The organism is Streptomyces sp. PR69, assembly GCF_026420845.1.
Classification (GTDB): Bacteria; Actinomycetota; Actinomycetes; order Streptomycetales; family Streptomycetaceae; genus Streptomyces.
Window position 1 is genome coordinate 48,594 of the sequence record NZ_JAOWCB010000011.1, and the last position, 16,318, is coordinate 64,911.

Below are 16,318 nucleotides of genomic sequence, written 5' to 3' on the forward strand. Positions count from 1 at the left end.
ACACGTGGGGACCAAGTGGCGGCACTGGGCGTCGCCGACGGCGCCGCTGGCGCTGGCCCTGCTGGCGGCGACCGGCTGTGACGGCACGCCGTCCGCCGAGCCGTCCGCGTCGTCCGTGGCCCGCGTGTGCGCCAAGCCCGCCGCCGGTCCGGCGAAAGCGCCGGCGGGCGCGGTGCCGGTCGACCCCGCGGTGGCCGGTGATCTGGCCGCGAAGACCGAGAGCAGCCCTGCGAACACCACATTCTGGCTACGGCCGGGCGAGCACCGGCTCAAGCCGGACCGCTATGCCCAGGTCATCCCCAAGGAGGGGAACAGCTACCTCGGCGCGCCGGGCGCGGTGCTCGACGGCCGGAAGACCAACCAGTACGCGTTCGGCGGCGCCGCCCGCAACGTCACCATCCGCCATCTGACCGTGCAGGGTTTCGCCGCGCCGCATGACGAGGGCGTGGTCAACCATGACTCGGCCGACGGGTGGGTGATCGAGCATGCGGTGATCCAGAACAACTCCGGCGCGGGGCTGATGGCCGGCGCCCGGCAGCAGGTCCGCGCCAGCTGTCTGCGCGACAACGGCCAGTACGGCATAAACGCATACAAGGCAGGCGGCGGCATCAGCGGTCTGGTGGTCGAGGACAACGAGATCACGGGCAACAACACCGGCGACTGGGAGCGGCGGCGGCCGGGCTGCGGCTGCACCGGCGGCGTCAAGTTCTGGGCCGTCAACGGCGCGGACATCCGCGGCAACTGGGTGCACGACAACCGCGGAGCCGGGTTGTGGGCGGACACCAACAACAACGACTTCCGCATCGAGGACAATGTGCTGGAGGCCAACGACGGCGCCGCGCTGATCTACGAGACCAGTTACAACGCGGTCATCCGGAAGAACACGATCCGGCGGAACAACTGGGTCGAGGGCCGCAGGCACGCCGACCGCGGCGACACCTTCCCGCATCCCACCGTCTATCTCTCCGAGTCCGGCGGCGAACCGCGGATCCCGGCACGCACGGACAAGATCGAGATCTACCGGAACGTGCTGGAGAACAACTGGTCCGGGATCACCCTGTGGGAAAACGCCGACCGGTTCTGCAACAGCCCGGCCAACACCTCCTCCGGTGACTGCACATTGCTGGTGGAGGACACCGACCGCTGCACACAGCCGGCGATCGCCACCGCACCGCTCTACGCCGACTGCCGGTGGAAGACCCAGCGGGTGGACATCCACGACAACCGCTTCGTGCTGGACAAGTCCGTCGTCGACTGCACGGCGAACTGCGACCGCATGGCGGTGCTCGCCAACTACGGCACCTATCCGGACTGGTCGCCGTACCGGGGCGAGCGGGTGGCCGAGGCGATCACCCGCAAGCAGCACAACCGCTGGCACGACAACGTCTACGTCGGACCATGGAAGTTCGTCGCCCACGACCCGAGCCGGATACTCGACTCCCGGCAGTGGCAGGGCGCGCCGTACCGGCAGGACGCGGGCAGCACCTTCCGCGCCCGGGACGGCGGCTGAGATGAGCCCAAACGACACCCAGCACCCGTCGAAGATCGTCGGGGCAGCCTGGGGGCTGCTGATCCTCAACACGCTCGGCTCCGCCGGGGCGAAGACCGTCATCCCGCTGCCCCGCTCCCTGATCCAGATGGTCACCATGGGCGCGCTGGTCGCCGCGTTCGCGCTGGCGCTCGCCGTCAATCTCCGGCTGCGCATCCGGGCCAGCGCGTTCGTCTTCCTGCTCACCCTGCTGCTGGTGCCGAGCGTGATCTCCAGCGTGAGCCTGGAGTCCGGGTTCGGCGCGCTGTTCCGCTGCGCCCGGCTGGCTCTCTTCGTCGGCACGCTGTGGCTGCTCAGCCGCTGGTGGGACGGCAGCCTGACGTTCGTCCGGCACCACATCCGGATGTACTTCGCAGTCCTCGGGTCGGTGGCCGCGGGGCTGATCCTCTCGCCGGGCGCCGCCATGCCCGAGCTCTACGGCGGGCGGCTGGTCGGCGCGCTGTGGCCGCTCACCCCGCCGCAGATCGGACAGTACGCCGCGGTGATCACCGGGCTTGCCGTGCTGCTCGTGGTGGGCCGCAGGACCGACCGGGGCAGCGCGGCGGCAGTCATCGTGCCGGCGCTCGTCCTGCTCGCGCTGACCCATACCCGGACGGCCACGCTCGGCCTGCTCACCGGGCTGGCGCTGGCGATCGGCTCGCTCATCCTGACCAGCGCCGCCGCCCGCCGGTTCTTCGCCTGGGCGGTGGTGTGCGCCGCCGTGGCCGCGGTGGGGTTCAGCTCCGTGCTGCAGGGGTGGTTCCTGCGCGGACAGAGCCAGGAGAACTTCACCAGCCTCACCGGTCGGGCCAAGGTCTGGGACGCCCTGCTGGCGGCGCCCCGGACGCCCGTGGAGTACCTCTTCGGCACGGGCCTGGGCGACAAGTCGTTCGGCGGGCTGCCGATCGACAACAGCTGGCTGGCCGTCTACCACGAGCAGGGTATGACCGGCGTCGCCCTGGTGGCGGCGGTCATCATCGTGCTGGGCGGCGTCGCGTTGCTGCGGCCGCCGTCGCTGTCGCGGGCCTGCGCGATCTTCCTGATCAGCTACTGCGCGATCGCTTCGTACACCGAGGCAGGTCTCGGCGACGCCTCGCCGTATCTGCTGCATCTGGCCGTGGCCGCCTCGCTGCTGGCGGCGCCCGCCGCGGCTGCGCCTCCCTCAGCGCCTTCCCCGACCCCTCTCCCGGCCCCTCTCCCGGCTCCTCTCCCAACGCCCGAAGTCCCTCGACGGCGCATCCCGCGATGGGCCCAGAGACCGGAGGTGATCTGAGCATGCATGACGTTCACGGCATTCACGTCCTCGTAGTGCACAACCGCTACGCCTCGGCGCAGCCAAGCGGGGAGAACAAGGTCGTCGACCAGGAGGTGGCGCTGCTGCGCGGCGCCGGCCACCGGGTCGGGGTGTTCGAGCGGCGCAGCGACGACATCGCCGCCCGGTCCCTGCTGGGCAAGGCCGCGGTACCGCTCCTCGTGCCATGGAACCCGGCGGTCCGCGCGGAGCTCGCCGCCCGGCTTCGCACCGAGCGGCCGGATGTGGTGCACATCCACAACGTCTTCCCGCTGCTGTCGCCGGCGGTGCTGGCCGCGTGCGCCGACGCAGGCGTGCCCGCCGTCGCCACTCTGCACAACTACACCCAGGTCTGCCCGCCCGGCACGCTGCAGCGGGACGGCCGGCCGTGCACCGAGTGCGTCGGGTCCGCGCCGCTGCCCGCCGTCCGGCACGGCTGCTACCGGAGCTCCCGGCTGGCCACGGTGCCGCTCGCGGTCAGCCTGTCGGTCAACCGGCGGCGGTGGTGGTCCGGCGTGGAGCGGTTCTTCTGCATCTCCGCGGCGCAGCGCGACGTCCTGGTGCGGGCGGGCATGCCGTCCGAGCGGCTGGCGGTGAAGCACAACTTCGTGCCCGACCCGGGCGTCCGCCGAGCGGGCGCCGGCGAGCAGCTGCTCTATCTCGGCCGTCTCGCGGAGGCCAAGGGCGTGCGGCTGCTCATGGCCGCATGGGACGAGATCGCCGCCGACGGCGGTGTGGGCGTGCCGCTCACGGTCGCCGGCGCGGGGCCGCTGGAGCGAGAGGTGGCCGCCTGGGCCGCGGACCGGGACGACGTGCGGTACGTCGGCCTGTACGACCCGGAGGAGTGCCGGCAGGCCATCGCGCGGTCGGTCGCCGTGGTGGCTCCCTCCACCTGGCTGGAGGCGTTCGGCCTGGTCGTGGTGGAGGCGATGGCGGCGGGGGTCCCGGCCGTCGCCGCCGGTCACGGCGCGTTCGTCGAACTCGTCGAGGACGGGGTGACCGGGCTGCTGCACCGGCCGGGCGAGCCCGCCTCGCTCGCGTCCTGCCTGCGCCGGATCACGGCCGAGCCGGCCCTCGGCCGGGAGATGGGCCGGGCGGCCCGGCGCCGTTACGAGCGGGACTTCAGCCCGGCCATCGGGCTGGAGCGCCTGGTGGAGGGGTACCGCACCGCGATCGCGGGTGGGTTGGGCGGCGGGGACGGCCCGCCGCCGGCAGGGAACGGAAGCACTGGCTCGCGGCGGGTGCGCCCGCCCGAGCGGGATGGGGGCAGCAGATGACAGGATGCCGACTCTGCGGCTCGGCGGCGCTGGCGAGCGTCGTCGACCTCGGGGCGACGCCACCGTGCGAGAGCTTTCTCGCCGCGGACCAACTGGACCGGCCGGAGCCGGCGTACCCGCTGCACCTGCGGGTGTGCACCGACTGCTGGCTCGCGCAGATCCCTCCGCTGATCTCTCCGGAGGAGACGTTCACTCAGTACGCGTACTTCTCCTCCTACTCGACCTCCTGGGTGGAGCACGCGCGCACGTTCGTCGCCGACGCCGTTGAGCGGCTGGGTCTCGGCGCCGACGCCTTCGTGGTCGAGGTCGCGAGCAACGACGGGTATCTGCTGAAGGGCGTGGTGGACCGGGGGATCCGCTGCCTCGGCATCGAGCCCTCGGTGAACGTCGGCGCGGCGGCGCGGGACGCGGGCGTGCCCACGCTCACGGAGTTCCTGGACCCGGCAACCGGCGCCGGCGTCCGCGCCGAGCACGGCCCGGCGGACCTGGTCGTGGCCAACAATGTGTACGCGCACATCCCCGACGTGGTCGGGTTCACCCGGGGGCTGCGCGCCCTGGTCGCCGACGACGGCTGGGTCTCCATCGAGGTGCAGCACCTGCTGACCCTGATCGAGGAGAACCAGTACGACACGATCTACCACGAGCACTTCCAGTACTACACGGTCGCGTCCGCGAGCCGGGCGCTGGCGAGCGGCGGACTGGCGCTCGCAGACGTCGAACTGCTGCCCACGCACGGCGGCTCCATCCGGCTGTGGGCCCGGCCGGCCGAGGCGGCGGGCGAGCCGTCCCGGCAGGTGGCCGACGTGCTGGACCGGGAGAAGGCCGCCGGGCTGCAGGAGCTGTCCGGATACACCCAGTTCTCCGCTCGGGTGGCCAAGGTGCGCCGGGACCTGCTGCGGTTCCTCATCACAGCGGCCGAGCGCGGCGAGACGGTCGTCGGCTACGGCGCCCCGGGCAAGGGCAACACGCTGCTGAACCACTGCGGCATCCGGCCCGACCTGCTCCCTTACACGGTCGACCGCAACCCCTACAAGCACGGCAGGTTCACCCCGGGCGCCCGCATCCCGATTCTGCCGCCCGAGCGGATAGCCGTCGACAGACCGGACTACATCCTCGTCCTCCCGTGGAACCTGCGGGCCGAGCTGGTCGAGCAGCTGTCCTTTGTGCACGACTGGGGCGGCCGGCTGGTCTTTCCCATACCGGAACTGAGCATTGTCGAGGTCAAGCCATGAAGGTCGTACTGTTCTGCGGCGGCTACGGGCTGCGTATGCGCAGCGGAGCCGCCGACGATGTGCCCAAGCCGATGGCGATGGTCGGCCCGCGGCCGCTGATCTGGCACGTCATGCGCTACTACGCGTACTTCGGGCACACGGAGTTCATCCTGTGTCTCGGATACGGGGCTCACCACATCAAGGACTTCTTCCTCAACTACGAGGAGACGACGTCCAACGACTTCGTGCTGCGGGGCGGGCGGACCGAGCTGCTGTCCACCGACATCGCCTCCTGGACGATCACGTTCGTGCAGACCGGCATCGCGTCGCCGATCGGGGAGCGGCTGCGCCGGGTGCGGCGCCACCTGGACGGCGACGAGATGTTCCTCGCCAACTACGCCGATGTGCTCACCGACGCCCCGCTGCCAAAGATGATCGACTCCTTCGCCCGGCGCGACGCCGGCGCCTCGATGATGGTGGTGCCGCCGCAGTCCTCGTTCCACTGCGTGGACCTGGGCGACAACGGGCTGGTGGGGGGCATCACCGCGGTGAGCGAACTGCCGCTGTGGGAGAACGGCGGCTACTTCGTGCTCCGCCAGGAGATCTTCGACCACATCCCCGAGAACGGGGACCTGGTCGCTGACGGATGCGCCCAACTGGCCAAGCGCGGCCGGCTGGTGGCGCACCGGCACCGCGGCTTCTGGAAGCCGACCGACACCGTGAAGGAGCGGGCGGCGCTCGACGACGCCTACGCACGGGGCGACCGCCCATGGGCCCTGTGGGAGCGGGACACCGCGGCGGCGGGCGCGACCGCCGGCGGGGACGGCGACGGGCACGGCTTCGGAGCCAGGGCGTGATCCGGCTCGGGACGGGGCGTCTGGACCGGCTCGTCGCGGTGGGCGCGCACTGCGACGACATCGCCATCGGCGCCGGCGGCACGCTGCTGACGCTGTGCCTCGCACGGCCGGGCATCCGCGTCGACGCGCTGGTGCTCTCCGGCGGCGGCAGCGAACGGGAGCAGGAGGAGCGGGCCGCGCTCGCCGCCTTCTGCCCGGACGCCGATCTGCGGCTGACCGTGGACAAGCTGCCGGACGGCCGGCTGCCTGCCCACTGGGGGGAGGCCAAGGCCGCGGTCGAGGAGCTGCGCGCGCGGACCGAGCCGGATCTGGTGCTGGCCCCGCGCGCCGATGACGCGCACCAGGACCACCGCGGCCTGGCGAAGCTGGTGACCACCGCGTTCCGCGACCATCTGGTCCTCGGCTACGAGATCGTCAAGTGGGACGGCGACCTCGGCCGTCCGGCGGCGTACCAGCCGCTGTCGCCGCAGACCGCCGAACGGAAGGTGCGGCTGCTGCAGGAGCACTACCCCTCGCAACGCCACCGGCCCTGGTACGACCGGGAAGCCTTCCTCGGGCTGGCCCGGATCCGCGGCATCGAAAGCCATGCGCGCTACGCCGAGGCGTTCGCCGTCACCAAACTCACTCTCAACCTGGGGGGTTGAACCTTGCGCGTACTGCTGACCGGACACCAGGGCTACCTGGGCACCGTGATGGCCCCGGTGCTCGCCGCCGCCGGGCACGAGGTCGTCGGGCTTGACGCCGGCCTGTTCTCCGACTGCGTGCTGGGCCCGCCGCCCGCGGACCCGCCGGGGCATCGGGTGGATCTGCGCGATGTCACGGCCGAACACATCGCCGGGGTGGACGCCGTGATCCACCTGGCCGCCCTGTCCAACGACCCGCTGGGCGCGCTGGCGCCGCAGCTCACCTACGACATCAACCACCACGCGTCCGTACGGCTGGCCCGGCTGGCCCGCGACGCCGGAGTGCGGCGCTTTCTGTACGCGTCGACCTGCTCGGTCTACGGGGCCGCCGACGACCCCGACGTGTCGAACTTGGTGACCGAGGACGCCCCGCTGCGCCCCGTGACGCCGTACGCGGAGTCCAAGGTGCGGGTGGAGGACGATCTGCACGCGCTGGCCGACGGCGACTTCAGCCCGGTGTTCATGCGCAATGCCACCGCCTTCGGCTACTCACCGCGGCTGCGCGCCGACATCGTGCTGAACAATCTGGTGGGCCACGCGCTCCTGTCCGGCGAGGTGCTGGTGCTCTCCGACGGCACCCCCTGGCGTCCGCTGGTGCACGCCGCCGACATCGCACGGGCCTTCGCGGCCGCGCTGGTCGCGCCGCGGGAATCGGTGCACGACCGGGCGTTCAACATCGGCAGTGAGATCAACAATGTCACGGTCGCCGAGATCGCCGAGCAGGTAGCCGAGGCGGTGTCCGGCTCACGGGTGGTGATCACTGGGGAGACCGGCGCCGATCCGCGGTCGTACCGGGTGGACTTCTCCCGGTTCCGAGCCGCGGCGCCCGGCTTTGACTGCGAGTGGACGGTGAAGCAGGGCGCGCTCGAACTCGCCGACGCCTACCGGAAACACGGGCTGACCCGGGAGGACTTCGAGCGGCGCTTCACCCGGCTGGCCGTGCTGCGCGCGGCGTCCGACGCGGGCGCCGTCGACGACACCCTGCGGCGGCGCCGGTGACCACGGCAGGAGCAGAGATGTACGCGCTGGTGGAGCGGTTGTACCCGCTGTGCCGGAGCATCACGGGCGACGGAGTGCGCGCCACCCTGGAAATCGTCCGCGAGTACGTCCCGCTGCAGGTGCACGAGGTGCCCACCGGGACTCAGGTGCTCGACTGGACGGTGCCGCAGGAGTGGAACATCCGGGACGCGTATATCGCCGACGCCGCCGGCAACCGGGTCGTCGACTTCGCCGCGTCCAGCCTGCATGTGCTCGGCTACAGCGTGCCGGTGTCGGCGACCATGCCGCTGGCCGAGCTGCGCAAACACCTGCACACCCTGCCGGACCACCCGGCCTGGGTGCCGTACCGCACCAGCTACTACCAGCCGGAGTGGGGGTTCTGCCTGGCCCAGGAGACTCTGGACGCGCTGCCGGACGGCGAGTACGAGGTGCGCATCGACTCCGCACTCGCCGACGGCCATCTCACCTACGCCGAGCATGTGGTCCCCGGGCAGGTCGCCGACGAGGTGATCGTCTCCTGCCATGTCTGCCACCCGTCGCTGGCCAATGACAACCTGGCCGGCATCGCGGTGGCGACGTTCCTGGCCCGTGCGCTGGCGGAGCGGACGCCGTGGTACACCTACCGGTTCCTGTTCGCGCCCGGCACCATCGGGGCGATCACCTGGCTGGCCCGCAACGCGGAAAGGGTGGAACGGGTCAAGCACGGTCTGGTGCTGGCCTGCGCCGGCGACAGGGGCCGGCTGACGTACAAGCAGAGCAGGCGCGGCGACGCGGAGATCGACCGGGTGATGCGGCATGTGCTTCTCGCCTCGGAACGCCAGCACCGCGTCGCCGAGTTCACCCCGTACGGCTACGACGAGCGGCAGTTCTGCTCGCCCGGGTTCGATCTCGGCGTGGGCTCGCTCAGCCGGACCCCGTACGCCGGCTACCCCGAATACCACACCTCGGCGGACAATCTGGACTTTGTCTCCCCGGAGGCGATGGCGGACACGCTCGCCGTCTGCCGCGAGGCGTTCGCCGTACTGGACCGCAACCGGCGGTACGTCAACCTCAGCCCCTACGGCGAACCGCAGCTTGGCCGGCGCGGGCTGTATGACTCGCTCGGCGGCCGCAGCGACGCGAAGCAGGCCCAGCTGGCCATGCTCTGGGTGCTCAGCCTCTCCGACGGCGAACACAGTCTGCTGGACGTCGCCGAGCGGTCCGGGCTGCCGTTCGACGCCGTCGCCGACGCGGCCGGCGCCCTGCACGGCGCCGGGCTGATCAAGGCATGACGCCGATGGCCGCCGAGAGGGAGAATCCGCGGACAGCGGCGGCGCCGGCCGGATCCGCCCGGCGGGCCATCGTCGGCCGGCTGTCCTGGGGACTGGCCGACCAGGCGGCCTCCAGCATGACCAACTTCGCGGTGGGGATCTTCGTGGCACGCTCGCTCGGGCTGGCCGCGTTCGGCGTGTTCAGCCTGGCCTGGGTGACGTACGGCGTGGTGCTCAGCGTCTCCCGCGGGCTGGCCACCGACCCGCTCGTGGTGCGCTTCAGCGGGGTGTCCGACGCCTCCTGGCGCCGGGCGACCGCCCGGGCGTCGGGCACCGCGCTCGGCGTCGGCGCCGCCATCGGCTCGGCGTGTCTGGTGGCCGGTTCGGCTCTCGGCGGTCGCGTGGGGACCGCGTTCGCCTGCCTCGGCGTCATACTGCCGGGGCTGCTGCTGCAGGACGCCTGGCGGTACTCGTTCTTCGCCGCCGGCGCCGGGCGGAAGGCGTTCGTCAACGACGTCGTATGGGGCGTCGCGCTTGTCCCGGCCATGGTGGCAGCGGCCCGCATGGGCAGCGGGGCCGGCGTGGCCGCGTATCTGCTGGCCTGGGGCGGGGCCGCCGCGGCGGCCGCCGTGTACGGCTGCTTCCAGTCCGGCATCCGGCCCCAAATGAGCGGAGCGCGCGAGTGGGTTCGCGAACACCGCGACCTCGGCTATCGGTATCTGGTCGAGAACACCTGCGTCAGCGGCGCGAACCAGCTGCGGGCATACGGGCTCGGCGCGATCGTCGGGGTCAGCGCGGTGGGTGTGGTCCGGGGCGCCGAGCTGCTGCTCGGCCCGTTCCTCGCTGTGCTGATGGGCCTTTCGCTGGTCACCGTCGCGGAGGCGGCGCGGGTGCTGCGGCGGGCCCCGCACCGGCTGGGCGCGTTCTGCCTCCTGCTGGGCGGCGGGCAGGCCGCCGCCGCGCTGCTCTGGGGCGCTGCGCTGCTGCTGGCGCCGGACCGGCTGGGCGAGCTTGTGCTCGGCGGCGTCTGGCACCCCGCCTCACAGCTCATCGTGCCGGCCACGCTCGGCGTCGCGGCCGCCGGCCTCTCAACCGGCGCGGCGGCCGGGCTGCGCGCGCTCAGCGCGGCCCGGCGCAGCCTGCGCTGCCAGCTGTTCGCCTCCGCCTGCTATGTCGGCGGCGGGCTCGGCGGGGCGGCCGCGGCCGGCGCGGTCGGCTCGGCCTGGGGCGTCGCCGCCGCGACCGTCTGCGGCACGGCCGCGTGGTGGATGCACCTGCGGTCCGCCCTGCGCGAGCGCCGCCACAACCCCAATCGCGAAGTGAGGACACCATGACGGCATTTCGCCGCTTACCGCGGCTGAGCATCGGCCTGCCCGTCTACAACGGCGAGGAGTACCTCGCCGAGGCGCTCGACGCCCTGCTCGGCCAGACATACGAGGACTTCGAACTGGTTATCTCCGACAACGCCTCGACCGACGGGACCCGGGACATCTGCCGCCGGTACGCCGCGCGGGACTCACGCATCCGGTACCTCCGGCTGCCCCGGAACATCGGCGCCGCGCCGAACCACAACTACGTGTTCACCGAGTGCCGCGGCGAGTTGTTCAAGTGGGCCTCGCACGACGACCTGTACGCCCGGGACCTGCTGCGGCGGTGCGTCTCGGCGCTGGACGAACGGCCGGACGTGGTCCTCGCACACAGCGGCCAGGCGGTCATCGGCGGCGACGGCCAGGTGAAGGTCCCGTACGAGTACGGGCTCGCTACCGACTCGCCGCACGCTCCGGAGCGCTTCCGCAGCCTGCTGTTCGAGCCCGGCGGCGACGACTTCTACGGGGTGATGCGGGCCGATGTGCTGCGCCGGGTGAAGCCGCACGACAGCTACCACCACGCGGACCGCACGTTCGTCGCCGAGATAACCCTGCACGGGCCCTTCCACCAGGTGCCGGAGCTGCTGTACTTCCGCCGCGACCACCCTGCCCGCGCCGAGCGGGCGAACCCTTCCAAGCGCTCCCGGTGCGCCAACCTGGACCCGCGCCGGGCAGGCCCGCTGCACCCGGTGCCCCGGCTGCTCGCCGAGTACGTCTGGGGCTTCGCCGCGGCGATCCGGCGGGCGCCGCTGTCCCCGGCCGACCGGCGCGCGTGCTACCGCCACCTGGCCGCGTGGCTGGCCAGCCGGGTCCGGCCGGGCGCCGGCGAGCGGGTCGAGGACCGCGCCCCGGTCGACCCGGACCGGCTCACCGTCTCCGTCGACGCCCTCGTCGCAGGACGTGAGGGGAGGCGGGCATGACACCTGCGGACGAGACTTTGGTGCGCGTCGGGCTGTTCGGTCTGCTCGGCTCCGGCAACCTCGGCAACGACGGGTCGCTGGAAGCCGTGCTCGGCTACCTCCGCGCCGAGCACCCGGGGGCGGCCGTGGACGCGCTGTGCGGCGGACCCGAGGCAGTCGAGAGCCGGTACGGGATCCCCGCGACGCGGCTGCACTGGTACCGCGGGGAGTACCGGACCGCGTCGCGTGCGGGCGCGGTCGCGGCGAAGGGGCTGGGCAAACTCGTCGACGCGGTCCGCACCGCCGCCTGGGTGCGCCGGCACGACGTGGTGATCGTGCCGGGCATGGGCGTCCTGGAGGCCACACTGCCGCTGCGGCCGTGGGGCTTCCCGTACTCGCTGTTCCTGCTGTGCGCGTCCGGCCGGCTGTTCGGGGCCCGGGTCGCGCTGGTCGGCGTGGGCGCGGACACGATCAGGGACCGGCCGACCCGGGCCCTGGTGCGCTGGTCTGCGCGGCTGGCCGCGTACCGGTCGTACCGGGACACCCTGTCCCGCGACGCGATGCGGGCGATGGGCGTGGACACCGCGCGCGACGAGGTCTACCCGGACCTCGCCTTCGCCCTGCCGACGCCGACCCCGACCCCGACCCCGACGCCGACCCTGACCCCGACGCCGACGCCGACGCCGACCCTGACGCCGACGCCGACGCCGCGGGCGAGCGGACCCGACAAGCGCTCAGTCCCCCCGGGCCAAGTCTGCGTCGGCGTCATGGACTTCCACGGCGGCAACGACGACCGTGCGCGGGCCGAGGAGATCCACCGCCGCTACCTCGACGGAACGACCCGCTTCGTCCGCGCGCTGGTCGAAGACGGCAGGCCCGTCCGGCTGCTCACCGGCGACGAGTGCGACGCGCCGGTGGTCGCCGCGATCCTCGCCGCGGTGGACTCGCCGCTGGTCACCGCCGCCGAGGCGGCCTCGCTGGACGACCTGATGAAGGAGACGGCGGCCGCCGACACCGTGGTGGCGACCCGTTACCACAACCTGATCTGCGCGCTGAAGACCGGCACGCCGACGCTCGCACTCAGCTATGCGGCGAAGAGCGACGCGCTCATGGCTCGGATGGGGCTGGCCGCGTACTGCCACCCGGCTCGCGAGGTCGACGCCGACCGGCTGCTGGAGCAGTTCCGGTCGCTTCAGCGGCGATCGGCGGAGCTGCGGCGGACTCTCGCCGAGCGAAACCTGGCCGCCGCACGGCAACTCGCGCACCAGTTCAGCGCCTTGACCACGGCCCTGTTCCCGGCGGCCGACCATGCCCACGCCTATCGGGAGACTCGATGAAAGCGACCGAAGTCCCGCAGATCGCGGGCGCGTTCCTGTTCGAGCCGACGCCGTACGCCGACGAACGCGGCTTCTTCTGCCGCACCTTCGACGCCGACGTGGTTCGCTCCGCGGGCCTGGACCCGGACGCCTTCGTCCAGGACAGCGTGTCCCGCTCGGCCCGCGGTGTGCTGCGCGGCCTGCATCTGCGCTCCGGCGCCGGAGAGGCCAAGCTTGTGCGGTGCTCGTACGGGAGGATCTTCGACGTCGTCGTGGACCTGCGGCCGGACTCGCCGACGTACCGCGGCCGGGCCTTCTTCGAGCTGTCCGACGAGACGCAGGCGACCCTGTATATCCCGGCGGGATGCGCGCACGGCTTCCAGGCGCTGACCGGGACCGCCGACACCTCGTACCGGATCGACCGCCCGCACGATCCGGCCGAGGACGTGACCATCGCCTTCGACGACCCGGAGCTCGCCATTCCGTGGCCGCTGCCGGTCACATCGACGTCCCTGCGGGACCGGGAGGCGCCGAGCCTCGCCGAGGTCCTGAAACACATAGAGAAGTGAGGTCGGCGTGAACGCCCAAGACACCCAGGACACCCAGGACACCCAAGACACCCAGGACGCCGAAGAGCCCCTCCTGCCCCGGTCACGGCTGGCGAACGAGCGGCTGCACGCCCTGATCCCGGGGGGTGCGCACACCTACGCCAAGGGCGACGACCAGTACCCCGAGAACCTGGCCCCGGTCATCAGCCACGGCCGTGGCGCGCATGTGTGGGACATCGACGGCAACCGCTATATCGAGTACGGCTCCGGCCTGCGGTCGGTCAGCCTCGGCCACGCCCACCCACGCGTGATCGAGGCGGTACGGCGGGAACTCGGCCGGGGCAGCAATTTCGTCCGGCCGTCCATCGTGGAGGCCGAAGCCGCGGAACGCTTCCTGGCCACGGTGCCGACCGCCGAGATGGTGAAGTTCGCGAAGAACGGCTCCGACGCCACCACCGCCGCGGTGCGCCTCGCCCGCGCCGTCACCGGGCGCCCGCGGGCAGCCATCTGCGCCGACCATCCGTTCTTCTCCGTCGACGACTGGTTTATCGGCGCCACGCCGATGTCCGCGGGCATTCCAGCGGCCACCAGCGACCTGACCGTGGCATTCCCCTACGGCGACCTGGCCGCCACGGCGGAGCTTCTCACCCGGTACGAGAACGAGGTCGCCTGTCTGATCCTGGAACCCGCCACCCACACCGAGCCGCCGACCGGGTATCTCGCCGGCCTGCGCGAGCTGGCCGACCGGCACGGCTGCGTACTGATCTTCGATGAGATGATCACCGGCTTCCGCTGGTCCGAGGCGGGCGCCCAGGGCCTCTACGGCGTCGTCCCCGACCTCTCCACGTTCGGCAAGGCGCTGGGCAACGGATTCGCCGTCTCCGCGCTGGCCGGGCGCCGTGATCTGATGGAGCGGGGCGGGCTGCGTCACTCCGGCGACCGGGTGTTCCTGCTGTCCACGACGCACGGTGCGGAAACGCACTCGCTGGCAGCCGCGATGGCCGTGCAAGCCACGTACGCCGAAGAGGGCGTCACCGCGCAGCTGCACTCCCTCGGCGAGCGGTTGGCCGCCGGAGTCCGCGACGCCGCGGCCGGCATGGGCGTCGGCGACCACATCGTCGTCCGGGGACGGGCCAGCAACCTGGTCTTCGCCACCCTCGACGAGAACCGGCAGCCGTCGCAGCAGTACCGCACCCTGTTTCTGCGCCGGCTCCTCATGGGCGGGGTGCTGGCCCCGTCGTTCGTGGTGAGCAGCGCGCTCGACGACGCCGACATCGATCACACCGTCGATGTGGTGGCCCAGGCGTGTGCGGTGTACCGGAAGGCACTGGACGCCGCCGACCCCACACCCTGGCTGGCGGGACGGCCGGTGAAACCCGTATTCCGCCGCCTGGCCTGAGATCTGACGATCAGTCAGGCACGCTCCCGCCGACCGCCGTCGGCCATCCGATCGGCCATCCGATCGACCAGCCACGCGGTCGCCGGCATCACCGCCAGCGCGGTGCACCAGCCGCCGAGGACGTCGGTCGGGTAGTGCGCGCCCAGGGCGACCTGCGCCCAGCCCATGGCGGCCCCGGCGACCAGCGCGGCGGCGAGCACGAGTGATATGCCGGCCGCCCTGCCGAGGCCGAACCGGCCGACCGCGAGCAGCGCCACCATGAGGGCGAGCGCGGTGGCGAAGGCGGTGTGCCCGCTCGGGTAGGACAGATGCCCGTCATGGATGGTGCGCCCCACCAGGGGCTTGAGCAGCGTCGTCGTCCCCACGGTCAGGCCGGCGCCGGCGACGACGAGCACAGCCGCGCGAGGACGCCGAAGCAGCAGACAGCCGGTCACGGCGGCCAGGACCAGCGCCGCCGCTCCCACGGGCTCCCCCAAGAAGTCCATGGCCAGAGCGACATTCCGCCACGGCGTCCCCACCCCGTGCACCACCGCCCAGATCCGCGAATCCACCACGCCGGGCTCGCCGTCACCGGCGTACAGCCCCCCGAGCCCGACGACCACCACCGCGGCGAGACCCGCGATCAGCCCGAGCCACACACGCAGCCCCGGCGGCAGCACCACGGCCACCAGCCGGCCGGTCACACGCCCACCGCGCCCGGTCGGCCTGCGGCAGTCCACCGTGATCGGCAGATGGCGTTTCCCCCGTCATGTCTGACCTGGCCCACGCGGGAGCCACCGGCCTGTGCGGCCCCAAAGTCTATCGAACCGGCCCAAGAATCGCGAAGCACTCCACGTGATGCGCCATCGGAAAGACGCCAGTTGGCCAAGCCTTGCGCGGGACAGTGACGCTCCTGCGTCGCCGCACTGGCTCTGCTCAGCGAACCTGGTCGCTCTTCGGCCCGATGCCTTTGATCCTGGTCGGAGTTCCGTCCGGGGCGAACGAGTCGTGGAAGGTGAAGGCGTGCGGCGCGGGGCCGTGGTCGTGGAGGTGCTCCAGCCTGGAAACCCCGTCCCGCCAGGTGGGTATCACGCCGTCGGAGACCCACCAGAACACGTAACTCGGGTGCCCTGTCCTCTCGAACCAGTCGTAACGCCTGTTCAGCGCCTCACGGTGCAGACCGGTGTAGACGGCGTCGAAGGCGGGGCGCAGGTCGGTCCAGAGCGAGAGGGTCGCGGCCAGGGCGGTGGTTTCCAGCGTATGGCCCTTGCTGTACCAAGTCGGTACGGCGAACTCTCCCCATGCACCCCAGTCCGCCTCGAAGAGCGCGCCCCGGTCACCGTCTGCCGCTTCAGCGCGCGCGAGGTATCCGGGTTGCTGACTGATCTTCCGGTAGACGGTCTCACCAATGTCGTAGAACTCGCGCGTGAGAGGTGCGGGATCGGCGAGAGGTGACTTCAGGACGCCGAATGTGTACAGAGCAAGATGGGGCATGCGTCTCTCCCTGGTTGGGGCTGCCTGGTGTCGCGGCGGCCCAGCCTGAAGGAGGCCCTGTGCGACCGTGGGCCACCGAAGACCAGGTGAAGGTAGCTACCTCTGCAAGCCATGTCGAAGTTGCGATTTCCCTGTCCAAGTGGCCTCTTGCACAGGTCCTTGCGGGAGCTGGGGCGGTGGCGCTGCCTGCCTGCCTCCGTGGAAGTCCGCATCGGCCCAT

Annotated in this window: 15 protein-coding genes; 13 read left to right on the top strand and 2 right to left on the bottom strand. The window is 71.9% G+C overall.

Translation table 11 applies throughout. The features are described 5' to 3' along the window. Positions 1-4: 4 nt before the first annotated feature. Genes OF819_RS13335 through OF819_RS13395 form a run of 13 tightly spaced genes read left to right on the top strand, consistent with a single transcriptional unit; the run spans position 5 to position 14,625 of the window. On the top strand, positions 5-1,510 hold the full coding sequence (locus OF819_RS13335) for a right-handed parallel beta-helix repeat-containing protein (protein ID WP_267243697.1): 1,506 nt from the start codon (positions 5-7) through the stop codon (positions 1,508-1,510). Between the two features lies 1 nt (position 1,511). Then, on the top strand, positions 1,512-2,801 hold the full coding sequence (locus OF819_RS13340; RefSeq protein WP_267243698.1) for an O-antigen ligase domain-containing protein: 1,290 nt from the start codon (positions 1,512-1,514) through the stop codon (positions 2,799-2,801). A gap of 20 nt (positions 2,802-2,821) precedes the next feature. Further along, entirely contained in the window at positions 2,822-4,096 is a 1,275-nt protein-coding gene (locus OF819_RS13345) for a glycosyltransferase (protein ID WP_267243809.1), read from the top strand. Next, positions 4,093-5,328, top strand: coding sequence for a class I SAM-dependent methyltransferase (locus OF819_RS13350; RefSeq protein ID WP_267243699.1), 1,236 nt, complete (start codon positions 4,093-4,095; stop codon positions 5,326-5,328). Before OF819_RS13345 ends, OF819_RS13350 begins: the two co-directional genes overlap by 4 nt. After that, the gene (locus OF819_RS13355) at positions 5,325-6,164 is read left to right on the top strand and encodes a glucose-1-phosphate cytidylyltransferase (protein WP_267243700.1); all 840 of its coding nucleotides are present in this window, start codon (positions 5,325-5,327) and stop codon (positions 6,162-6,164) included. The genes OF819_RS13350 and OF819_RS13355 overlap by 4 nt, the downstream gene beginning before the upstream one ends. Next, positions 6,161-6,808 carry a PIG-L deacetylase family protein gene (locus OF819_RS13360; protein ID WP_267243701.1) on the top strand — a complete coding sequence of 216 codons (648 nt, stop codon included), beginning with the start codon at positions 6,161-6,163 and terminating at the stop codon, positions 6,806-6,808. Before OF819_RS13355 ends, OF819_RS13360 begins: the two co-directional genes overlap by 4 nt. Positions 6,809-6,811: 3 nt before the next feature. Then, positions 6,812-7,846, top strand: coding sequence for an NAD-dependent epimerase/dehydratase family protein (locus tag OF819_RS13365; protein ID WP_267243702.1), 1,035 nt, complete (start codon positions 6,812-6,814; stop codon positions 7,844-7,846). Positions 7,847-7,863: 17 nt separating this feature from the next. Continuing rightward, positions 7,864-9,117 carry a DUF4910 domain-containing protein gene (locus OF819_RS13370; RefSeq protein WP_267243703.1) on the top strand — a complete coding sequence of 418 codons (1,254 nt, stop codon included), beginning with the start codon at positions 7,864-7,866 and terminating at the stop codon, positions 9,115-9,117. A gap of 5 nt (positions 9,118-9,122) precedes the next feature. Then, positions 9,123-10,430, top strand: coding sequence for a hypothetical protein (locus tag OF819_RS13375; RefSeq protein ID WP_416370526.1), 1,308 nt, complete (start codon positions 9,123-9,125; stop codon positions 10,428-10,430). After that, on the top strand, positions 10,427-11,383 hold the full coding sequence (locus tag OF819_RS13380; protein WP_267243705.1) for a glycosyltransferase family 2 protein: 957 nt from the start codon (positions 10,427-10,429) through the stop codon (positions 11,381-11,383). Before OF819_RS13375 ends, OF819_RS13380 begins: the two co-directional genes overlap by 4 nt. Then, positions 11,380-12,699, top strand: a complete 1,320-nt coding sequence (locus OF819_RS13385; protein ID WP_267243706.1) for a polysaccharide pyruvyl transferase family protein — start codon at positions 11,380-11,382, stop codon at positions 12,697-12,699. The genes OF819_RS13380 and OF819_RS13385 overlap by 4 nt, the downstream gene beginning before the upstream one ends. Beyond that, positions 12,696-13,247, top strand: a complete 552-nt coding sequence (locus OF819_RS13390; protein ID WP_267243707.1) for a dTDP-4-dehydrorhamnose 3,5-epimerase family protein — start codon at positions 12,696-12,698, stop codon at positions 13,245-13,247. The genes OF819_RS13385 and OF819_RS13390 overlap by 4 nt, the downstream gene beginning before the upstream one ends. 7 nt (positions 13,248-13,254) lie before the next feature. Next, on the top strand, positions 13,255-14,625 hold the full coding sequence (locus tag OF819_RS13395; RefSeq protein WP_416370527.1) for a glutamate-1-semialdehyde 2,1-aminomutase: 1,371 nt from the start codon (positions 13,255-13,257) through the stop codon (positions 14,623-14,625). Between the two features lie 14 nt (positions 14,626-14,639). On the opposite strand, the gene OF819_RS13400 is transcribed toward OF819_RS13395, so the two are convergent. Together OF819_RS13400 and OF819_RS13405 are read right to left on the bottom strand one after the other, a co-directional pair. Continuing rightward, on the bottom strand, positions 14,640-15,308 hold the full coding sequence (locus tag OF819_RS13400; RefSeq protein WP_267243708.1) for a phosphatase PAP2 family protein: 669 nt from the start codon (positions 15,306-15,308) through the stop codon (positions 14,640-14,642). A gap of 232 nt (positions 15,309-15,540) precedes the next feature. Further along, complete coding sequence (locus OF819_RS13405) at positions 15,541-16,098, bottom strand: DUF3291 domain-containing protein (RefSeq protein ID WP_267243709.1); 558 nt, start codon at positions 16,096-16,098, stop codon at positions 15,541-15,543. Between the last annotated feature and the right edge of the window lie 220 nt (positions 16,099-16,318).